Raw genomic sequence first — 19,104 nt, 5'->3', positions numbered from 1 at the left:
CGGTTCTCCGTGGCCTTGACGCAAATTACGTTAACCGTGGCAGTAAGAAAAATGCATTAATTTTATGTGCTGCATTCCCATAGGGAATGCGGGAGCGTACGAGTGGAGAGGTTGCAGGATCGTACAAGCCTCTGACCTGTCGACCCAGATAGTCTGGCCTTCTCATCGACAGGAAGATCCCGCATGACTCAAGCACAGCCTGTAAACCTTGCTCAAAAAGCCTCGCTCATCGACCAGCAATGGAGCCCAAGAGTGGTCGCCGAAATGAACGACTACCAGTTCAAAGTCGTGCGCATCGAGGGCGAATTCATTTGGCACTCGCACCCGGAAACCGATGAAGCGTTCCTGGTGCTTGAAGGCACGCTGCGTATCGACCTGCCGGATGGCCCGGTGTATGTGAAGCCGGGTGAGTTGTATGTGGTGCCGCGTGGCATTGAGCACAGGACGGCGGCCGAGGGAGAAGCCAAGCTGATGATGATCGAGCCAAGGGGCATCTTGAACACCGGACACGAAGGCGGAGAGCGGACGGCAGTCAACGATCAGTGGATTTGAGCGCAAGCGTACGCTGCTTAGCGCTGTACAACCCTTAACCAAAACCCATAAGATGAGAAGAGTTATCATTTAAGCCAAGCGAATCTCACATGTTCAACGACAGCACCGCCTCGCCGGTCGAGCAGTTATATACCCGCCACCGCACCTGGTTGCGGGGCTGGTTGCATCGACGCCTGGGGCACCGTGCCGATGCCGAGGACCTGGCCCACGACACCTTCGTACGCGTGCTGTGTTCGCGCCAGGAGGTGGGCGAGCTGCGCCAGCCCATGGCGTTTCTGGCCAAGATTGCCAACGATCTGTTGATCAACCGCTGGCGGCGCCAGGCGATTGAACGCGCTTACCTGGAGGCATTGGCCGCGCGGCCCGAAGCGCTGGAGCCTTCGCCGGAGGAGCGGCTGCTGACCATCGAGACCCTGCTGCAACTCGACTCATTGCTGGTGGGGCTGTCGATGCCGGTGCGGCGGATTTTCTTTTTGTCCCAGCTCGACGGCTTGACCTACCCGCAAATCGCCGCGCAGTTGCACCTCAGCGTGGCTCAGGTGCAGCGGGCCATGGGCAAGGCGTTCAGCGTGTGTTACGCGAGTCGTTTTGAATGAGCCTGCCGGTTGATCCGCAGGTCCGCGACAGCGCTATCGACTGGCTGGTGAAAAGCCAATCCGGGCTGATGAACGCTGCCGATTGTTTGGCTTTGCAGCAATGGCGCCAAGCCAATACCGAACATGAATACGCCTGGCAGCGCGTCAGCAGCTTGCCGTTGTCGTTGCAGCCGGGGGCGACGCTGTTGGCGGATGCCACCACGCGACGGGCGCTGGAAGCTGCCGGCAATGATCCACACCAACGCCGCCAGGTGCTCAAGGCCTTGCTCGCCGTCGGCCTGCTCGGCGGGTTGTCGTGGCAAGGTGCGCAGTCCACTGTGGTGCGTTCGGCGTTGGCCACGTATAGCACCAGCACCGGCGAGCGGCGCCAATGGCGATTGGCGGACGGCAGTTCGTTATGGCTGAACACTGCCAGCGCGGTCAACCTGGACTTCAACGCCGCACAGCGCAGCGTGCAGTTGGTCGAGGGCGAGATGGCCCTGGACGCGCCCGTCGAATCGCGAGCACTGCAACTGAAGACACCCGACGCGACGCTGCACAGCCCGGGAGCTCATCTGCTGGTGCGCCATGACCGCCAGAGCACTCAGGTGACGGTCCTGCGCGGCTTGGTGCAGGTGCATACGCGGGGCCACCCACTGCCCCTGCGGCTGGAAGCAGGTTGGCGCACCCAGGTGAACAGCCAGGGGGTCGCCGCGCCGGTCCCTGTCGATGGGTTCCTTGCTCAGGCCTGGCTGCGAGGTTTGCTGCCTGCCGAACGCATGCGCCTGGACGCGCTGCTGGCCGAACTCTCGCGCTATCGCCCAGGGATTTTGCGCTGTGGCGAAACCGTTGCGGGCTTGCGCGTCACCGGCAGTTTCCAGCTCGACGATACCGATGCCGCCCTGGCCCTGCTCGCCCAAGCGCTGCCGGTGCGCATTGAGCGGCGCACGCGCTATTGGGTGACCGTGGTACCGGCCTGAAAATATTTTCGTAATACAGCGCAGTTTTTTCCACGTCGCTTGGCCTATGGGAATAACCCATCGAAACAGGTGGGCCTTCACCCTCAGGAGCCCTGCATGACCTCCCCCCTCCATGTTCTGCGCAGCCGCACAGTCGGCCTGCTGTTCCTTGCCTTGCAACCGCTGTGCGGCGCGGCGGCGTTGGCAGCCGATGAGCGCCAGCACTTCAACATCGACGCCGGCACGCTGGATCAGGTGCTCTCGCGCTTTGGCGTGCAGGCGGGCATCAGCATGGCGGGGCGTGCCACGCTGACTGCCGGCAAGAACAGCCAGGGCCTGACCGGCGACTTCACCACCGACGCCGCGTTGACAAAGCTGCTGGAAGGCACGCGCTTGAGTTATCAGCGCCTGGCCGATGGCAGCTACGAGCTGTACCAGGGCGGCACGGCCCTTGCGCTGCCCACGCAGAAAGTCATCGGCGAAGACCCGCAAAAACAGCAAGTGTATGCGGCGCCGCGTTCCTCCGTGTATATCTCCGGCGAGGACATGCAGCGCTTTGGCGTGATCTCCGCCGGCGACCTGCTCAAAGGCCAGCCCGGCGTACAGGTGGGTGACAGCCGCAACGGCGGCGGCCTGGATGTAAACATCCGCGGCATCCAGGGCCAGAGCCGCGTGGCGGTTACGGTGGATGGCGCGCAGCAAGCACTGGATGTGTATCGCGGCTACGCCGGCACCCAGCAGCGCAGTTACATCGACCCGGATTTGATCAGCGACGTGACCATCGACAAGGGCCCCAGCATTGACTCCAGCGCCATCGGCGGCACGGTTAAAATGCGTACCCTGGGAGTTGAAGACATTCTGCGCGATGGGCAAAACATCGGCCTGCGCCTCAAGGGCGAGACGTGGAACAACGGCGTTGCGCCCGCCTACCGCGACGGTCACTCATCAGAGGGCAGCCTGTACGCCGAACCGCACCGAAACCGTGGCGGGTTGTTCGGCTCCCAATCCGAATCCGGCAGCGCCGCGTTTGCCTACACCCATGACCTGTTCGATGTAGTCGCAGCCTACGCTCACCGCAATCAAGGCAACTATTTTGCGGGCAAGAAGGGCCAGGATCGCTACCGTACCTACGACCGCTATGGCGACGAAGAAAGCACGGTGGCCAGCACTTATAACGCCGGCGAAGAAGTACTCAATTCGTCGGCCGAGACCGAATCCTGGTTGCTCAAGACCACCCTCCGCCCCACCGACGAACACACCTTTGACTTGGGTTACCAGCGCTACAACGGGCACATCGGCGAGATCATGCCGTCGGACATTTTTCGGTTCGGCACCGGCGGCATCTACCAGTACCCACTGGGCCATACCCAGATCGACACCTATACCGCGCGCTACCATTACCTGCCCACCAACAACCCGCTGGTGGACCTTACCACCAGCCTGTGGATGACCGATGCGCAAACCAGCCAACTGACTTCAGTGCTCGCGCCCGCGTCCCAAGCCTACCGTTCGGACCGCAACTGGAGCCGCCAGGCCAACCGTCGCATCGGCGGCGACCTGGCCAATACTTCGCGGTTCACCAGCGACTATGGTGACCTCAAGCTGGACCTGGGCGGTGGCTTCCAGATCGAAGAGCTGCGCCCGCAAAAAGGCGTGGTCACCACCCAGCATGACATCAACGCCAACCGCAGTTTGCGCGATGGTTCACGCCAGGAATTCAACCTCAACGGCAAGCTCGAATACCAACCCGTGGACCGCCTTACACTATGGGGCGGTGGCCGCTATACCTATTACCGCACACAAGACCATGTGCCGCTTTCAACGGCGCGCTGGGAAGAGCGCCCGTTGCGCTACGTGTCAGCCACGAAGGCCGGGACCTACGGCAACATGCTCTGGTTCCCCGACATGAACGGGGACTACACCGACGCTACCGACCCGCGCCTGAACAACGGCATCGTTTTCAGTAATACCAACTTCCCATTTGAAGGCTCGCGCTATAACGATTTCGGGGCCACGGAGACCTCGGTGTATGAGCCCCAGGTGGGCGAAGTGGTCAGCGGTTATGACTACTCCGGAAAAAACCGCAACAGCGGCGGCGCGTTTGCGCCTGCCTTCGGCATCAACCTGGAGGTGGCGCCCGACACCTTCGTCTACGCCTCTTACACTCAGGGCCTGCGGATGCCGTCGCTGTTCGAGACCAGCCAGGGCGTATTACAAACTCTACCCGGCAAAGGCTTGAAGCCCGAGCGTTCGAGTAACTGGGAAATCGGCGCCAGCACCCTCCAAAAAGGCCTGTTTGTGGCTGACGATGAGGCGGCGATCAAACTGGCGTACTTCAACAACACCATCAAAAACTACATCACCCGTTACTACGACCCCAGCCCAGGCCTGATGGGCCTGATGCAATTCAGCAACACCGACAGCTTCAAGACCAGCGGCCTGGAGCTGCAGTCCCATTACGATGCCGGCCGTGTGTTTGCCGACCTGTCATCCACCTACTACCTCAAGACCCAAACCTGCGACTCGGCGTTCGCCGCTCGCCTGCGTGCCAGCAGCAACCGCTATCGCGACACCAGCCAGACGCCCAACTGTACGCCCGGCAGTTTCATGGGCTCCTACACCAACACCCAGAACCCGCCACGCTTTGCCGCCAACCTGACCACCGGCCTGCGCTTTTTCGACCAGTCGCTGACGCTCGGCACGCGCATCACCTACACCTCCGGCCCCACGGTGACCGCCGATAAACCTTGGCAGACAGGCGCCACCACGCCGCAATTGATCTATCGCGAAGTGACGCTGGTGGATCTGTTCCTCAACTACAAATTGCAGGACCACACCCAACTGAACGTCTCGCTGCAAAACCTCACCGACCGCTACTACCTGGACCCGCTGGCGCAAAGCTTTATGCCGGCGCCGGGCCGAACCCTCAGGGTGGGTCTACAGACAACGTTCTGACGCTAAGCTGAGCATCGCCCTATCGCCGTTGAATCTGCACCGTCGCAAACGTCGGCTCGTCGCGCGCCTGCTCCAGTGCATTTCTGGGCCTTTGCGGGGCCCGGGCTTGCACCTCGGGCCGTAGCTCAGGCGGCGGATGCAGGCGCATGTCCGAGCGCTCATCGCTGGGCGCAACGCCGAAGAAATCCCGGTAGCACTTGGAAAAATGCGGCGTAGACACAAAGCCGCAAATCACCGCCAGTTCGACAATCGAAATGGGCGTCTGCATCAGCAACTGGCGGGCACGGGTCAGGCGCAGTTTGAGGTAATAGCGCGATGGTGTGCAGTACAGGTGCTTCTGGAACATGCGCTCCAACTGGCGGCGGGACACGTGCACGTAGGCGGCCAGTTCGTCGAGGTCGATGGGTTCTTCCAGGTTGGCTTCCATCAGGGCGACCACTTCTTGCAGCTTGGGCTGTTGCGTGCCGAGCAGGTGCTTGAGCGGCACGCGTTGGTGGTCGCGCTCGTTGCGAATGCGCTCGTACACGAACATCTGGGAAATCGCCGCCGACAGCGTGTGCCCGTGATCGCGGCCGATCAGGTGCAGCATCATGTCCAGCGGGGCAGTGCCGCCAGAGCTGGTAAAGCGGTTGCCATCGAGGGTGAACACGCTGGAGCTGACCTTGACGCGGGTAAACGCCTCCTGCATCGACGCCATCAGCTCCCAATGCACGCTGCACTGGAAGCCATCGAGCAACCCCGCCTGGGCCAGCGCCCAACTGCCGGTGCACACCGCGCCGAGGCGTTTGCAGTACAGGCGCGCCTGGCTGCGCAACCAGGCGATGAGCGCAGGGCTGATAGCCTGTTGAATGCCCACGCCGCCGCACACAATCACCGCATCGAAGCCGCGCTGGTCCTGCGCGCAGGCATCCGGGGTCACCGACACGCCATCGCTGGCCCACACCGGCTGGCCGTCCAGGCTCAGGGTTTGCCAACGGTAGAGTTCTTCGCCCGCCAATTGGTTGGCCATGCGCAGCGGCTCGACCGCACACGACAGCGATATCAGCGTGAATTGGTCCAGCAGCAAAAAGCCGATGGTCTGGCAAACAGGTGCCTCGGTTTCCATCACCGCTACCCCACAGGCGTGATCAGGACTGTTCCAGCGCCACCGGCTTGGGTGCCCGGTTGTGCTGGCGCGATGTGACCAGGCCGATAAAGGAAATCACCAACGCCAGGCCAATGGTCGAGGACACTTCGGTGCGGTGCTCGGGCGTCACCATCATCACCCCCAGGGCCAGGCAGATGAACACGATCACCAGGTAAGTCAGCCAGGGAAACAGCCACATGCGAAAGGTCAGCTCGACGTTTTGCCGAAGCAGCAACCGACGCATACGCAGTTGCGAGATAGCGATCACCAGGTACACCAACAACGCGATGGCGCCGGAGCTGGCGAGCAGGAACTGGAACAGACCGGCCGGCATGAAGTAGCTCAGCAACGTAACGCCTGCACCGATGATGGTGCTGGCGATCACCGCCGCCCGGGGCACGCCCGCCTTCGAGGTGATTTTTAGTGCCGGTGGCGCATCGCCGCGTTTGCCCAGGGAAAACAACATGCGCGAGGAAATGTAGATCGAGGAGTTCATGCAACTGGCTACCGCGATCAACACCACCACATCGACCATGAACTTGGCGTTGGGGATGTTCATAATTTCCAGTGCTCGCTGATAGGAACCCACGGACGCCAGTAGCGGATCGTTCCAGGGCACCACGGAAATCACGACGGAGATCGACAGCAGGTAGAACACGCCAATGCGCCAGATCACCGAGCGGGTGGCCTTGGCGATGTTCTGCGCCGGGTTGCTTGATTCCGCTGCGGCGATGGTCACCGCCTCAGTGCCGATGAAGCTGAACATGATGGTAATAAACGCGCCCACCACTGCCGACAGGCCGTTGGGGGCAAACCCGCCGTGTTCCTCCATCAAGCGGCTCAAGCCGCTGGCTTCGCGATCCGGGATCCAGCCCATGAGTACGCTGAAGCCCAGGCCGATAAAGCCGACGATGGCAATCACCTTGGCCATGGCGAACCAGAATTCGAACTCGCCGTATTTGGCCACGCTGAACAGATTGGTGATCACCAGCAACACGATCGAGATCAACGCAAACAGCCACGCATCCACCTGAGGGAACCACTGATTGAGCACATGCCCGGCGGCCAAGGCTTCGATGGGAATAACCAGCACCCAGAACCACCAATACAACCAGCCGATGGTGAACCCCGCCCAAGGGCCGATGGCCTGGTCGGCGTAGGTGGAAAACGAGCCGGTGTCCGGGCGCGCCACCGCCATCTCCCCCAGCATGCGCATGACCAGCACCACCAGCAGGCCGGAAAACAGATAAGCCAGTAAAACCGCCGGCCCCGCTGCGGCGATGGCATGTCCAGAGCCGACAAACAACCCCGCGCCGATGATGCCGGCGATGGACAACATGGTCACGTGACGCGGCTTGAAGCCCTGCGCCAGCTGACCGTTGGAATCGTTGCAGTTGAGGCTAGTCATTGTTTTTGTTGTTCTCGGGCGGCCAATGACCCTCACCTTAAGTGCCCGAGGCCAGGCACAAGTAGCCTGGTTACGCCACCATCGTGCCTGATATCGACATGGGGAATAGTGGCATCCTGAAGTAACGGGCGGCGCGCCCTACTCTTGCGCGCTACGTATCAACGACCCGAACAGCTCGCCACGCGGCATCTTGCTCAGCTCGATATCGGCATTTTCAAACCATTCCCGCCCGGCTTCCGGATGCGGCCCGCTCAGCACCACCACGCCACGTTCGTAGGTATAGCGCGCCGCCGCCACGTCGCCATTGTGGTAGGTCGCGATGACCTTGTAAGGCGCAGCGGCGCTAGCTTTGGGGAAGTAAGGGCCGTCCTGATAGAACACAGAGTCAGGTTGCCCGTCCCACGTCACCCGCACGGCGGCGTCTTCAATGCCGGACACTTCAAAACCGGGACGGCCAGCTTCGGTATCAAGCGCCTGGGGGATCAGGCCGAGGTTGTTGTCGTCGGCCAGGTAAGCGCCCATGCACAGGCCGAGGTAGCGGCCACCCTTGGCGACGTAGTTGCGGATGGCTTCGGCACGAGCCTCACCGAGGCTGTCGAGGGCGGCCGGAATGTCCTGACCGCCACCTGGCTGCACGTAGAGGTCATAGCGCGCCAGGTTTTGGGAAGTGATGTCGATGGATTCGTCGGCGCCGACGAAGTCGATCTGGTAATTGGGGTTGAGACGCTGCAGGGCGGTTTTCACATTTTCCGAGCAGTCCGGGCAACCTGCCGGGCCACGGTAGATGGCGACATGGGTGATGGGGCCTGCGCCGTGTACGGGTAAAGGGTGCAGCGTCGCAACGGCGAGAAACGTGGCAGCGAGGGCAGGCAGTTTCATGGGGTAGGCTCAACGGTCAGTTGAATGGGTTTGATCCAGTGGTCGCAGTGCCAAGCCTATAACGATGAGCCTTTTGAATTCGTGAAGAGTTGTAAATCCACGTGGGCCATTCATCCACTTCCCAGCATCTGCCATAACGACGCGCCTACGCCGGTAATGCTCTCGCCGGCGATCAGCCCCGCCGCTGCCGTGATTGCAAAGCGCTGCGTCACGCTCGGCCAGCGACGGCTCACCGCCCAGGTCATGATCGCGCCAAGGGCCATCATCAGCGACACCGACGCAGGCAAGACAAAAGCCAGCCCCAAGGCTGCCGCACTCGGCAGGTAACGGGCGCGATGTGTGGGTAATGTGCTGTCGAGTATGCCCAGCAGCACGCCGAACAAGCTTGCAATGCCGATGGCCCAGCGGATGCTGGGGGACAGCGAATCCAAACCGTGGGTCAGGGTTTGGGCCACGGCTTTCCAGGTGGCGACGGCCGGGGCTGGCCATTGTTCGGTGAGCAGCATGGTTTGAGGGTCGGGGATCAACGCCAGGTACGCGAATACGCCGACGATGCTGCCGACAAAAATCCCGAGAATCTGGGCGATAACCTGTTTGTGCGGCGTCGCGCCAATCGCTTTGCCCACCTTGAAGTCATTCATCAGGTCTGTGCACTGCCCCGCCGAACCGCCGGCGGTGTTGGCGCTCATCAGGTTGATCGGCACCTGGCCCGGCGCAACGATGCCAAAACTCAGCTGGGACAGTTGCCCGATGGCGCCAATCGGCGGAATACCGGTTGCCCCCACTACCCGCGCCGCCACGGCGGCCAGGCAGATCGCCAGGGGAATGGTCAGCAGCGCCATGCCGAGGTGGATACCGAACAACAGCGCTTGCAGGCTCACCACCAAAGCAATCGCCAAGACAAACCCCACGGCAGGCCCAGGCTTGGGAACCGCCCAGGGCGTGCCGCCAGCCGCTCGGGTTGAGCGATGCAACGCCCGCAAGCGAATAGCCAGGGACGCCAGGGTGGAACACACCATCAGGCTCACCCCGGGCCACAGCAGCCACTCCACCAGCGCGGCAAATTGCGGGCCGCTGCTGTCGGCGGGCAGGCTCACCAAGCCATTGGCCAACAGCCACGGCCCCAGCCCGCCCCATGCCAGCAAGGCGCCGAGCAGCAGGGTCAGGCCCACGCGAATGCCGATGATGCCGCCGAACCCCAGCAACAGCAGCGAAGGGTCGGCGGTGAAAGTCAGGCGCTCCAACTGGGCGTTCGGCGACCAGCGCGGGAAGGCCCACATGAAGGTATCCACCCACTTGACCAGCCCGGACAACAGCGCCGCGCCGAGCAGCACTTTCAAGCGCGTGGCGGCTTCGCGGCCATGGTTGTAGATGTGCAGCAGGGTTTCCAGGGTGGCCATGCCTTCGGGAAACTTCAGCGCCTTGTCATTGAGCAATGAAGGCCGCAGGTACCACGCGATCCAGATTCCCAGGAAGCTCACCGAAAACACCCAGGCGATCATCGGCAGCGCCGCCAGTTGGTTACCCGTGAGCAAGGTATAAGCCGGGATGGGCGCGACCAGCCCGCCGGAAATGATCGACGCCGCGGCAGAGGCCACGGTCTGGTTGATATTGCTCTCGTGCAGGGTCCACGGCAGATGTTCAGCGGAACGCCGGGCCAGGCCTTGCCAGATGCCATAGCCGATCAGCAAGGCGATGATCGACATATTGAACGACCAGCCGATCTTCAAGCCTGCGTAGACATTGGAAGGGGTCAGCAGGATGCCCAGCACGATCCCGGTGATAACTGCCCGCAGGCTCAGTTCGCGCTCTACGGGCGCGATTGACGAGGTGGAGTGCATGCAGATTCCTTTCGAGAAAAGCCAGTGCCACCTTTTAAGTGAGCGCTGGAAGACTCGAAGGTTCACCTGACGAAGCGGGTCCTGTAGGAGCGAGCTTGCTCGCGAAAAACCCAAAGGCGCCGCGTTCATCCAGGAAACACGCGTTATCGTTGACGTTTTTCGCGAGCAAGCTCGCTCCTACAGGAGGCGGTGTCGGTGGGCCCGCTATTTGGCGAACGCGTATTCCCCGCCCCGCTCCACCGCCTTGCGGTATGCCGGGCGCGCCTGGAGCTTTTGCAGCCACGCCGCGAGGTTCGGGTAGGCCTGCAATTTGCCCTGGGCCTGGGCGACTTCGCCGATAAAGCTCATCTGAATATCCGCGCCGCTGAGTGCGTCGCCCACCAGGTACGGCGTGTGGCCCAGCACATCATTCAGGTAGCCCAGGTAGTTGGCCAGCTCCGACTCAATTCGCGGATGCAGCGGTGCGCCTGCTTCACCCAGCCGTCCCACATAAAGGTTGAGCATCAACGGCAACATCGCCGAGCCTTCAGCAAAATGCAGCCATTGCACATAGCTGTCGTAGGCGTCGGTGGCCGGGTCGGGTTGCAGTTGGCCATTGCCGTGGCGGCGGATCAGGTAGTCAATGATCGCAGCAGATTCGATCAGCACGCGGGAACCGTCTTCGATCACCGGGGATTTGCCCAACGGGTGGATGGCCTTCAGTTCAGGCGGCGCCAGGTTGGTCTTGGCATCGCGCTGGTAGCGCTTGATGTCGTAGGGCAGGCCCAGTTCTTCAAGCGCCCACAGGATACGTTGCGAGCGGGAGTTGTTGAGGTGGTGAACAGTGATCATCGAGGCAACACCTTGGGGGGATTTAAGAGAAGACTACAGCGTAGCGGTGAAGTGCCGCGAATGTGGCTCAGGCGAGCAACTGATCGATCCACTTCACCTGTTGCACGATCTCCTGCACTTTCTGCTCGGGCACCACCTGCCGCGCTTGTTCGAGGCTGGCCAATGTCTTGCGTTTCTCGCGCAATATACGTTGCCACTTCGCCAGGAATTCCGGGCTACGCGCCTGCATTTGCAACGGACCGAAGTACAGTTGCTCGTCGGTGTAGGTCACCGCTCCAACACGTTCAGCAACGATGATTTCGTAGTAGAAGCGGTTTTCCAGCAACAGCTCCTCGTGCAGGATCCGGTAGCCGTTGTCCATCAACCATTGACGCAGCGGCTGCTCACCGCCGTTGGGTTGCAGGATCAAGCGTTCCCGCCCGTTCAACCGCGCCCTGCCGCTGTCGAGGATGTCGCGGATCGTCTCGCCACCCATGCCGCACAGGCTGACAGCGGTAATGTCATCGCCCGCTTGAATCGCCGCCAAGCCATCGGCCAGACGCACGGTGATGTGCTGCGTCAGGCCGTTGTCGGCCACGGTACGGTTGGCCGCATAAAACGGTGTAGCGGCCACTTCCCCCGCCACGGCCGAAGCAATAGCGCCACGGTGTATCAGGGCCACCGGCAGGTAGGCGTGGTCCGAGCCGATATCGGCCAGGCGGGCACCCGCGGGTATGTGCGCGGCCACGCGCTCCAGGCGCAGGGAAAAGGTGTGTTGGTTCAACGGTGGTTCCTTAAGAGTGCCCGGAAAATCGATCCCGGCTGTTGGTCAAGTGCAGCACCATGGCCGCCCGTGCGGCGTCCGGGTCCTGGCGCTTGATAGCATTGTAGATGGCCTCGTGTTCCAGGTTCGCCAACTGCCCCAGCTGAGCAAAGTCCGCGCCGCCGCGCTCGACGGCATTCACCTGGGTGCGCGGAATCATCGCCGTGCCCAGGTGCTGCATGATGTCGGTGAAAAACGTATTGCCGGTGGCTTCGGCGATCAGTTGGTGAAAGCGCTTGTCCTCCTCCACACAGCTGTCGTTGTTGGCCAGGGAGGCTTGGTAGTCGTCCAGTGCCTGGCGCATGTGGGCCAGTTGTGCCTCGCTCCTGCGCAGCGCGGCCAACGCCACCGCTTGCACTTCCAGGCCCAGGCGTAATTCAAGCATGTTGCGCACGCTGGCGACCGTGTCCACATGCAGGCGCAGGCCCGGCTGCGTGTGCTGCTCCAGCACAAAGGTACCGATGCCGTGACGCGTCTCCACCAGCCCCGACGCCTGCAACTTGGACAAGGCTTCACGCACCACGGTACGGCTCACCCCATGCTCAAGCACGATGGTGGATTCGGACGGCAGTTTTTCACCCGGCTTGAGTTGCCCCAACTGGATGCGCTGGCTCAGTGCCTCGACCACACCCTGGGCCAGGTTGGCGGAACGTTTGCGCACAGGCGGTGTGCTTTTAATCGGCATCGAGACGGGTCCACGGGGTTGGGCTGGGGGGAGCTTATCACCCTGAGCGCACGGGGCGACGGGTGGTCGCGAAAAACACCCAACTTGTATGACAACACACTCATCCCACATCACCAGACTCTTTCTTCGCTTTGAGAGAAGCGCACACCCCGAGCCGTCACCAGCGGGGCAAAACCCAATAAAATCTGGCAAATAACCAAAATAGCCAATCTCAATACCGGCTTATAAGAACAAAAAAAGCCCTCACAGGATTGCGGCCTTCAAAAAACAACTTGTATGATGTCTGTCAACAAAACACCAAGCCCGCATAAAAATAATCAGGGGGAGTTTTCATTCGTGAAGCATTCAAGCCCAGCACCTGCCGTACCCGAAAGTGATTCAGTGCTCGCCCGCGCCGTGAGCAAAGTGAAGGGCCATGTGCTCCCACTGTTCGTGGTCATGTTCATCCTCAACTACATCGACCGGGTCAATATCGGCTTCGTGCGCACGCACATGGAGCATGACCTGGGGATCGGCGCAGCGGCCTACGGCTTCGGCGCCGGGCTGTTCTTCATTGGCTATGCGCTGTTCGAAGTACCGTCCAATATGCTGCTGCAAAAAGTCGGCGCCCGCATCTGGCTGACCCGCATCATGTTCACCTGGGGCATCGTCGCCACGCTGATGGCGTTTATCCAGAACGAAACCCACTTCTACATCCTGCGTTTCCTGCTGGGCGTGGCGGAAGCCGGGTTCTTCCCCGGCGTGATCTATTACTTCACGCGCTGGTTGCCCGGCGTGGAACGCGGCAAGGCCATCGCGATCTTCCTCAGTGGTTCGGCGGTGGCGTCGTTGATCTCCGGGCCGTTATCGGGCGCGTTGTTGCAGATCGAAGGTTTTGGTTTGCATGGCTGGCAATGGATGTTCGGCATCGAGGGCCTGGCCTCGGTGGCGCTGGGCTTCTTCGTGTGGTTCTGGCTGGACTCCAAACCCCATGACGCCAAGTGGCTGAGCCGCGAAGAGCAGGATGCGCTGGTGGGCGCCATCGATCAGGAGCAACGTGATCGCGAAGCCCTGACCACGGTGAAACCCACCCTCGGCAAGCTGCTCAAGGACCGCCAGATCCTGCTGTTTTGTGCCCTGTACTTCTGCATTCAATTGACGATCTATGCCGCCACCTTCTGGCTGCCGAGCATCATCAAGAAGATGGGTGACTTGAGTGATGTGCAGGTCGGTTTCTTCAACTCGATCCCCTGGCTGATCTCGATCATTGCCATGTACGCCTTTGCGTCGCTGTCGGGCAAGTTCAAGTTCCAACAAGCCTGGGTCGCCGCGGCCCTGCTGATCGCGGCGGCCGGCATGTTCATGTCCACCACCGGCGGGCCGATCTTCGCTTTCGTGGCAATCTGTTTTGCGGCCATCGGGTTCAAGTCTGCGTCGTCGCTGTTCTGGCCGATCCCCCAGGGCTACCTGGATGCGCGCATCGCTGCCGCCGTGATCGCGCTGATCAACTCCATCGGCAACCTGGGCGGTTTTGTGGCACCGACTACCTTCGGCTTTCTGGAACAAACCACCGGCTCGATTCAGGGCGGGCTGTATGGCCTGGTCTGCACCTCGGTGCTCGCGGCCATCCTGGTGTTCTTTGCCAAGACCTCACCCTCTGCCGTGTTGGCCGTGCCCAGCGGCGCCGCCATCAGCAAACCTCTTTGAACTCAGCCAGGAACGCGCCATGAATACCCCTGTCGTTACTCACTTCCAAGTCATTCCCGTCGCCGGCCACGACAGCATGTTGCTGAACCTCAGCGGCGCCCACGGGCCCTACTTCACGCGCAATATCGTCATCCTCAAGGACAGCAGCGGCAACACCGGCGTGGGCGAAGTGCCCGGCGGCGAGCGCATTCGCCAAACCCTGGAAGATGCGCGCAGCCTGGTGATCGGTCAGCCGATCGGCCAGTACCAGCGCGTCCTCAACCAGATGCGCAGCACCTTTGCGTCTCGAGACAGCGCGGGTCGCGGCCTGCAAACCTTCGACCTGCGCATCACCATTCACGCCGTCACCGCCATGGAGGCCGCGCTGCTCGATTTGCTGGGCCAGTTTCTTGAAGTGCCGGTGGCCGCCTTGCTTGGCGAAGGCCAGCAACGCGACGCAGTGAAGATGCTCGGCTACCTGTTCTATGTGGGGGATCGCAACGCCACCGACCTGGCCTACCGCAACGAGGCAAACGCCGATGACGACTGGTTCCGCCTGCGCCATGAAACAGCCCTGACCGCCGACGCGGTAGTGCGCCTGGCCGAAGCGGCCAAGGCCAAATATGGTTTCAACGATTTCAAGCTCAAGGGCGGCGTATTGAGCGGCGACGCAGAAATCGAAGCCGTCACCGCGCTGGCCGAGCGTTTTCCCGATGCGCGCATCACCCTTGACCCCAACGGCGCATGGTCGTTGAAAGAAGCCATCCGCCTGTGCCGCGACCAGCATCATGTGCTGGCCTACGCCGAAGACCCGTGCGGCGCGGAAAACGGCTACTCGGGCCGCGAAGTCATGGCCGAATTCCGCCGCGCCACGGGCCTGAAAACCGCCACCAACATGATCGCCACCGACTGGCGTGAAATGGGCCACGCCATCCAGCTGCAATCAGTGGACATTCCCCTCGCCGACCCGCACTTCTGGACCATGCAGGGCTCGGTGCGCGTCGCGCAAATGTGCAACGAGTGGGGCCTGACCTGGGGCTCGCATTCCAACAACCACTTCGATATTTCCCTGGCGATGTTTACCCAGGTGGCCGCGGCCGCACCGGGCGAGATCACCGCCATTGACACCCACTGGATCTGGCAGGACGGCCAGCGCCTGACGCGCGAACCGTTGAAGATTGAAGGGGGTTACGTAAAGGTGCCGGCCAAGCCTGGCCTGGGTGTGGACATTGATATGGACGCCGTGGCCCAGGCCCATGAATTGTACAAAGGCATGGGCCTTGGAGCGCGGGATGACAGTGTGGCGATGCAGTTTCTGATCCCGGGTTGGGGCTTTGATAACAAGCGGCCTTGTTTGGTGCGGTAAATCGGCTTTATGAACGCTCAGCGCAATTTGAGCGTGACGCAAAAAATCCGATGCCCAAACAGGCATCGGATTTTAGTCAGATCAGAAGCTTAGCGGTTTGACATCCGGCACGTCTGCCAGAGGCCTCTTTGCGCTACTGCCGATTAGCGACCTCCAGATCCGCCTCATCCTGCTCCAGGCCAGAGAGATCAGTGCCATTGATCATCGGCCCATAACGGCGGCTGAATTCCCAATTGTAGGGCACGTGGTCTTTGCTGATCCCATTGTCCCAATTCACCGACCAGGTCATCAGGCCCTTGATCGACAATCCTTTGTCGTGCAAACGCTTAAATGTATTGGTCACGGCTGTTGGGTTGATCACATAACCGGTGGCAGCCGCATCGACGTTAGCGGGCAGGCCAATGACGAACTTGTCGGCAGGGATTTTGGTAAACCCGCGCGTTCCGCTCACCAGACTTTCGGTCAGGTAAAACAGAAAGTCCTCTTTCATTGCGTCGTTGTTCTGGGCAATCCAGGCGCCGTTGCCGCTGTTGACCTCCTGCACCCAGATGCCGTCGCCACCCTGGTTGTAATACTGCGGGGCGATGAAGTCGTAATAGCCTTCCAGCGCCTGGATGTAACCGACGTATTTGCCGGCGGTGGTGAGGTACGGAAACTCCGGCGCCATGCTGATGATGAAGTGTTTGCCTTGAGCCGCGTAGTGGTCCTTGACCAGCTTCAACGCGGCGGGCAGGACAGTCTTGTTGTCGGCGAAATCAATCGCGCTCTGTTCAAGATCGATATCCAGGCCATCAAAGCCATAGGTTTCCACCAGGCGGATAATCTCGCTGGCCAGTAGCTGTTCGTTGCCTTTATGCAGTTCGATGTGTGCATCGGCGCCGCCAAGGGAAATCAGCACCGCCCTGCCCTGGCTGTTCAGCACACCCACCTGGCGACGGAACTCGGCGTCGGACATCTTGTACGGGGTGAAGGTTGGGATACCGTTACCCTTCATGAAAGCCACGGCCACCACGTTGTAATCCTTTGGCACATCCACCAGGCTCATATTGGCGAATTGGCCACGCTGGTAGCCATCGCTCGGGCCGGCTGGCCAATTGTGCCAGAAGCCCATGAGGATCTTTTTGCCGGCAATGCTCGGCATCGGCGAAGCGGCATCGTTGAGCGGCGATTGCAGCGAGGTAAAGTCAATCTTTGACATGTTCTAATCCTTCAGAACGTGTGGGTTTAACGGCGCGGGCTTATTTGAAGTCCACGTCGAAGGCTTGATAGAAGGCGTTGCCGGTGTTGGCGACAATCCACATCAATACGATCACATGCTGGCCCTTCTTGTTGGCCGGCAGTTTCACTTCATGATTGACCTTGGCCTTCAGTTCGCCTGCATGGCTGTAGTACGGCACCTGGGCATAGAAGTCTTCAGCGAACGGCTGGGTTTCCAGTTGTGCGCGGGTGATGCGCTGTTTCGGATCCCAGCCATCCTTGGTGATCAGCCAGCGATAGCCACGGGTGGTGTGCGGCGCGGTGTATGCCCAGGTGACCTTGAAGGTCTGACCCGGCTCGACATTGAGCAACGGCCAGGTGAAGGCGCGGCCGAGTTGCTTGGCCATTTCCTCGTGGGTGAAGTTGACGCAGTCACGGGCATCGGTCTTGCCACCGCTGAGGATGACGCCGTCGGCGGGCGGGGTGACGCTGTCACTGTCGGTTTGATAAGGCGCCGGGAACGGACCGGCCGTCAGTGCCGGGAAGTTCTTGCCGCCTTCCATTTCGTTGACCTGCCAGGTCTCCAGCAGGCCAAGATCCACGGCGACTGCGCCACGGCTGGAAGGGGATGTGACACGACCATGGCGAAGAGGTGTCTGGGTTTGTGGTTTGTTCATGTTATGACTCCATTGATTTGATTAAGAACTCTCCTTTCTTGAAGGAGAGGACCTCAACCTAACGGAGTAGCTTTTTTTTGCCACAGGCCCATTTTTCACTCGTTTCCGTTTCATGAGCGCGTAGACCTGCAAGCACTGGATATATAACCAGTGCCATAGTGAAACCCTTACGCTACCAGAGGTCGATTTCCTACAAGACCAGGCGCATTTCAATACAGCTTCTCTGTCAATCGCTTGGTCCCGTTCGTAAGGGATGGGCCTCTGTGGACAAAAAGGGACGTCACTATTTTCAATCAAATAAACCGTCCTCTGTTTAGTCCATCAGGTTTTGCCGACGACAGCCGTTTTTTTAGCAGTGGTCGCGGTAATCGGTCGCACCGTCAGTTCCACGCCCAATGCCAACATCAGCTTCTGGACCGTCTCATAACGCGTCTTTGAGCCGCCTTTGAGGGTTTTATACAGGCTCTCCCGATTCACCCCCGCCGCTTCGGCAACCTTGTTTACACCCAGGGCCTTGGCAACCTCGGCCAGCGCCTTCATAAGGACTTGCGGGTCATGGCACGCCATGCTTTGCGCAAGATAGGCACTGATGGTTTCCGGGCTATCAAGGAAACGTGAAGCCTCATAGGCGCTGGTGCCGGATGTATCCAGCTCGAGGATCGGCATGTCCTCTGGTTTGAATGTCGACTTACTCATGTCATTGACCTCCCGCCGCGCAGGCAGCCGAGCAATACTATTAGCGCTTATGTCCTCAAGACCGAAACGTTGCGTCGCGACTGTAGGAGCGAGCTTGCTCGCGAAGAACGTAAAGATAAGGTGTGCATCCAGAGTGAACGCGGCGCCTATGATTTTTTCGCGAGCAAGCTCGCTCCTACAGGGAGTGGGTGAGTGGGCCGGCGTTGATGTGGACCGGTCCTACAGCAAGCTTCACCACCTTGCTCCGTTGCCTACAGTTGCGTCAGAATCCGCCGGCTTGTGCGCTTGGATGGGCGTCTCTAAGGTGGCCCGGTCGCTGACAATTCAGTGATCGGGTTTAGTAGCCCGAGGGTCAATTACACTTAGTGCATGAGCTTCATCTATCAGACATTCCTGTCTGTGCCTGATGGTGGCTGTGCGTAGGGCGCCTTCGGGTGCGCCGGCTTTGTGTAATTCCCCGGTCTACTAACCTGCGTACAGCTGCCACCCTTTCGTTTAGTAGCGAAACGGTGTCGGCCCCACTCAGGAATTACGCATATGTATAAAGTCACGCCTAACCCTCCAAACGATCCAAACCTCAAGCTTGATCACGCATCCCTTAACACACCCGCCGAACCACCTCCCTCACCGCTGTTCAGCGTTGCCAACGATGCCAGCAGCGAAATGCTCATCGCCAACAGCTACGAAACCTTTTCCTCGGTCACCGCATTGCTGCTTGATCTGTCGGATGAACTGACGGGTAAACAGCGCGATGTCGCGTTGGCGATTCATCAGTTGAGTGAACTGGGGGTTTTGTTGGTGGACAAATTGATGGCGAGGGAAAGTGCTTCAACGGTTAGCTAGCCTTGCAGCCATCAGTCGTCATGATCGACGTCACGACGACTCGACAG

Annotated in this window: 16 protein-coding genes and 1 pseudogene; 7 read left to right on the top strand and 10 right to left on the bottom strand. The window is 60.4% G+C overall.

Going from position 1 to position 19,104, the window contains the following annotated elements; all coding sequences use genetic code 11:
• The first annotated feature begins 183 nt into the window (after window positions 1-183).
• The 4 genes from JFT63_RS00995 to JFT63_RS00980 all read left to right on the top strand — a co-directional run bounded on the left by JFT63_RS00995 (window position 184) and on the right by JFT63_RS00980 (window position 5,041).
• Complete coding sequence (locus tag JFT63_RS00995) at window positions 184-552, top strand: cupin domain-containing protein (RefSeq protein ID WP_198843222.1); 369 nt, start codon at window positions 184-186, stop codon at window positions 550-552.
• Between the two features lie 89 nt (window positions 553-641).
• Complete coding sequence (locus tag JFT63_RS00990) at window positions 642-1,148, top strand: sigma-70 family RNA polymerase sigma factor (RefSeq protein WP_198843221.1); 507 nt, start codon at window positions 642-644, stop codon at window positions 1,146-1,148.
• On the top strand, window positions 1,145-2,107 hold the full coding sequence (locus JFT63_RS00985; protein ID WP_198707925.1) for a FecR domain-containing protein: 963 nt from the start codon (window positions 1,145-1,147) through the stop codon (window positions 2,105-2,107). Before JFT63_RS00990 ends, JFT63_RS00985 begins: the two co-directional genes overlap by 4 nt.
• Window positions 2,108-2,176: 69 nt before the next feature.
• On the top strand, window positions 2,177-5,041 hold the full coding sequence (locus JFT63_RS00980) for a TonB-dependent receptor domain-containing protein (protein WP_442963700.1): 2,865 nt from the start codon (window positions 2,177-2,179) through the stop codon (window positions 5,039-5,041).
• A gap of 19 nt (window positions 5,042-5,060) precedes the next feature.
• Here the strand turns inward: JFT63_RS00980 and JFT63_RS00975 are convergent, their stop codons facing one another.
• The 7 genes from JFT63_RS00975 to JFT63_RS00945 form a co-directional block, all read right to left on the bottom strand.
• A complete protein-coding gene (locus JFT63_RS00975; RefSeq protein ID WP_198843219.1) occupies window positions 5,061-6,146 on the bottom strand; it encodes a GlxA family transcriptional regulator in 1,086 nt (361 codons plus the stop codon).
• A gap of 22 nt (window positions 6,147-6,168) precedes the next feature.
• Window positions 6,169-7,575 (bottom strand): amino acid permease, encoded by a 1,407-nt coding sequence (locus JFT63_RS00970; RefSeq protein ID WP_198843218.1) that lies wholly within the window; start codon window positions 7,573-7,575, stop codon window positions 6,169-6,171.
• Between the two features lie 138 nt (window positions 7,576-7,713).
• Window positions 7,714-8,454: a BPL-N domain-containing protein gene (locus JFT63_RS00965; protein WP_198843217.1), complete on the bottom strand. Its 741-nt coding sequence runs from the start codon at window positions 8,452-8,454 to the stop codon at window positions 7,714-7,716.
• A gap of 110 nt (window positions 8,455-8,564) precedes the next feature.
• Window positions 8,565-10,295, bottom strand: coding sequence for an OPT family oligopeptide transporter (locus JFT63_RS00960; protein WP_198843216.1), 1,731 nt, complete (start codon window positions 10,293-10,295; stop codon window positions 8,565-8,567).
• Window positions 10,296-10,499: 204 nt separating this feature from the next.
• Window positions 10,500-11,126, bottom strand: coding sequence for a glutathione S-transferase family protein (locus JFT63_RS00955; RefSeq protein WP_034126187.1), 627 nt, complete (start codon window positions 11,124-11,126; stop codon window positions 10,500-10,502).
• Between the two features lie 67 nt (window positions 11,127-11,193).
• Window positions 11,194-11,889 (bottom strand): tRNA (adenine(22)-N(1))-methyltransferase, encoded by a 696-nt coding sequence (locus tag JFT63_RS00950; RefSeq protein ID WP_198843215.1) that lies wholly within the window; start codon window positions 11,887-11,889, stop codon window positions 11,194-11,196.
• A 10-nt stretch (window positions 11,890-11,899) separates the two neighbouring features.
• The gene (locus JFT63_RS00945) at window positions 11,900-12,613 is read right to left on the bottom strand and encodes a FadR/GntR family transcriptional regulator (RefSeq protein WP_198843214.1); all 714 of its coding nucleotides are present in this window, start codon (window positions 12,611-12,613) and stop codon (window positions 11,900-11,902) included.
• Window positions 12,614-12,949: 336 nt separating this feature from the next.
• Here JFT63_RS00945 and JFT63_RS00940 point away from each other — a divergent pair, with 336 nt between their 5' ends.
• Complete coding sequence (locus JFT63_RS00940; protein WP_198843213.1) at window positions 12,950-14,299, top strand: MFS transporter; 1,350 nt, start codon at window positions 12,950-12,952, stop codon at window positions 14,297-14,299.
• A 19-nt stretch (window positions 14,300-14,318) separates the two neighbouring features.
• Window positions 14,319-15,644 carry a glucarate dehydratase gene (gene gudD, locus JFT63_RS00935; protein ID WP_198843212.1) on the top strand — a complete coding sequence of 442 codons (1,326 nt, stop codon included), beginning with the start codon at window positions 14,319-14,321 and terminating at the stop codon, window positions 15,642-15,644.
• Between the two features lie 196 nt (window positions 15,645-15,840).
• On the opposite strand, the pseudogene JFT63_RS00930 reads toward gudD, so the two are convergent.
• The 3 genes and pseudogenes from JFT63_RS00930 to JFT63_RS00920 form a co-directional block, all read right to left on the bottom strand.
• Window positions 15,841-16,842 (bottom strand): annotated as a pseudogene (locus JFT63_RS00930) (chitinase); the annotation flags it as partial.
• Window positions 16,843-16,882: 40 nt separating this feature from the next.
• Window positions 16,883-17,518: a lytic polysaccharide monooxygenase auxiliary activity family 9 protein gene (locus JFT63_RS00925; RefSeq protein ID WP_198843211.1), complete on the bottom strand. Its 636-nt coding sequence runs from the start codon at window positions 17,516-17,518 to the stop codon at window positions 16,883-16,885.
• A gap of 321 nt (window positions 17,519-17,839) precedes the next feature.
• Complete coding sequence (locus JFT63_RS00920; protein WP_198843210.1) at window positions 17,840-18,214, bottom strand: addiction module antidote protein; 375 nt, start codon at window positions 18,212-18,214, stop codon at window positions 17,840-17,842.
• Between the two features lie 537 nt (window positions 18,215-18,751).
• Here JFT63_RS00920 and JFT63_RS00915 point away from each other — a divergent pair.
• The gene (locus JFT63_RS00915; protein WP_198843209.1) at window positions 18,752-19,057 is read left to right on the top strand and encodes a DUF6124 family protein; all 306 of its coding nucleotides are present in this window, start codon (window positions 18,752-18,754) and stop codon (window positions 19,055-19,057) included.
• Window positions 19,058-19,104 lie beyond the last annotated feature (47 nt).

It is taken from the genome of Pseudomonas sp. MF7453 (assembly GCF_016405455.1).
Lineage (GTDB): Bacteria > Pseudomonadota > Gammaproteobacteria > Pseudomonadales > Pseudomonadaceae > Aquipseudomonas > Aquipseudomonas paralactis.
The sequence above is the reverse complement of the archived record's forward strand: the minus strand, read 5'-3'. Positions and strand labels throughout refer to the sequence as shown.

What these genes read in the sequence shown, in the direction of transcription:
- JFT63_RS00970 (WP_198843218.1), bottom strand. Translation starts at nt 7,575, where the DNA reads ATGACTAGCCTCAACTGCAACGATTCCAACGGTCAGCTGGCGCAGGGC.
- JFT63_RS00925 (WP_198843211.1), bottom strand. Translation starts at nt 17,518, where the DNA reads ATGAACAAACCACAAACCCAGACACCTCTTCGCCATGGTCGTGTCACA.
- JFT63_RS00945 (WP_198843214.1), bottom strand. Translation starts at nt 12,613, where the DNA reads ATGCCGATTAAAAGCACACCGCCTGTGCGCAAACGTTCCGCCAACCTG.
- JFT63_RS00965 (WP_198843217.1), bottom strand. Translation starts at nt 8,454, where the DNA reads ATGAAACTGCCTGCCCTCGCTGCCACGTTTCTCGCCGTTGCGACGCTG.
- JFT63_RS00975 (WP_198843219.1), bottom strand. Translation starts at nt 6,146, where the DNA reads ATGGAAACCGAGGCACCTGTTTGCCAGACCATCGGCTTTTTGCTGCTG.
- gudD (WP_198843212.1), top strand. Translation starts at nt 14,319, where the DNA reads ATGAATACCCCTGTCGTTACTCACTTCCAAGTCATTCCCGTCGCCGGC.
- JFT63_RS00920 (WP_198843210.1), bottom strand. Translation starts at nt 18,214, where the DNA reads ATGAGTAAGTCGACATTCAAACCAGAGGACATGCCGATCCTCGAGCTG.
- JFT63_RS00995 (WP_198843222.1), top strand. Translation starts at nt 184, where the DNA reads ATGACTCAAGCACAGCCTGTAAACCTTGCTCAAAAAGCCTCGCTCATC.
- JFT63_RS00985 (WP_198707925.1), top strand. Translation starts at nt 1,145, where the DNA reads ATGAGCCTGCCGGTTGATCCGCAGGTCCGCGACAGCGCTATCGACTGG.
- JFT63_RS00955 (WP_034126187.1), bottom strand. Translation starts at nt 11,126, where the DNA reads ATGATCACTGTTCACCACCTCAACAACTCCCGCTCGCAACGTATCCTG.
- JFT63_RS00990 (WP_198843221.1), top strand. Translation starts at nt 642, where the DNA reads ATGTTCAACGACAGCACCGCCTCGCCGGTCGAGCAGTTATATACCCGC.
- JFT63_RS00915 (WP_198843209.1), top strand. Translation starts at nt 18,752, where the DNA reads ATGTATAAAGTCACGCCTAACCCTCCAAACGATCCAAACCTCAAGCTT.
- JFT63_RS00960 (WP_198843216.1), bottom strand. Translation starts at nt 10,295, where the DNA reads ATGCACTCCACCTCGTCAATCGCGCCCGTAGAGCGCGAACTGAGCCTG.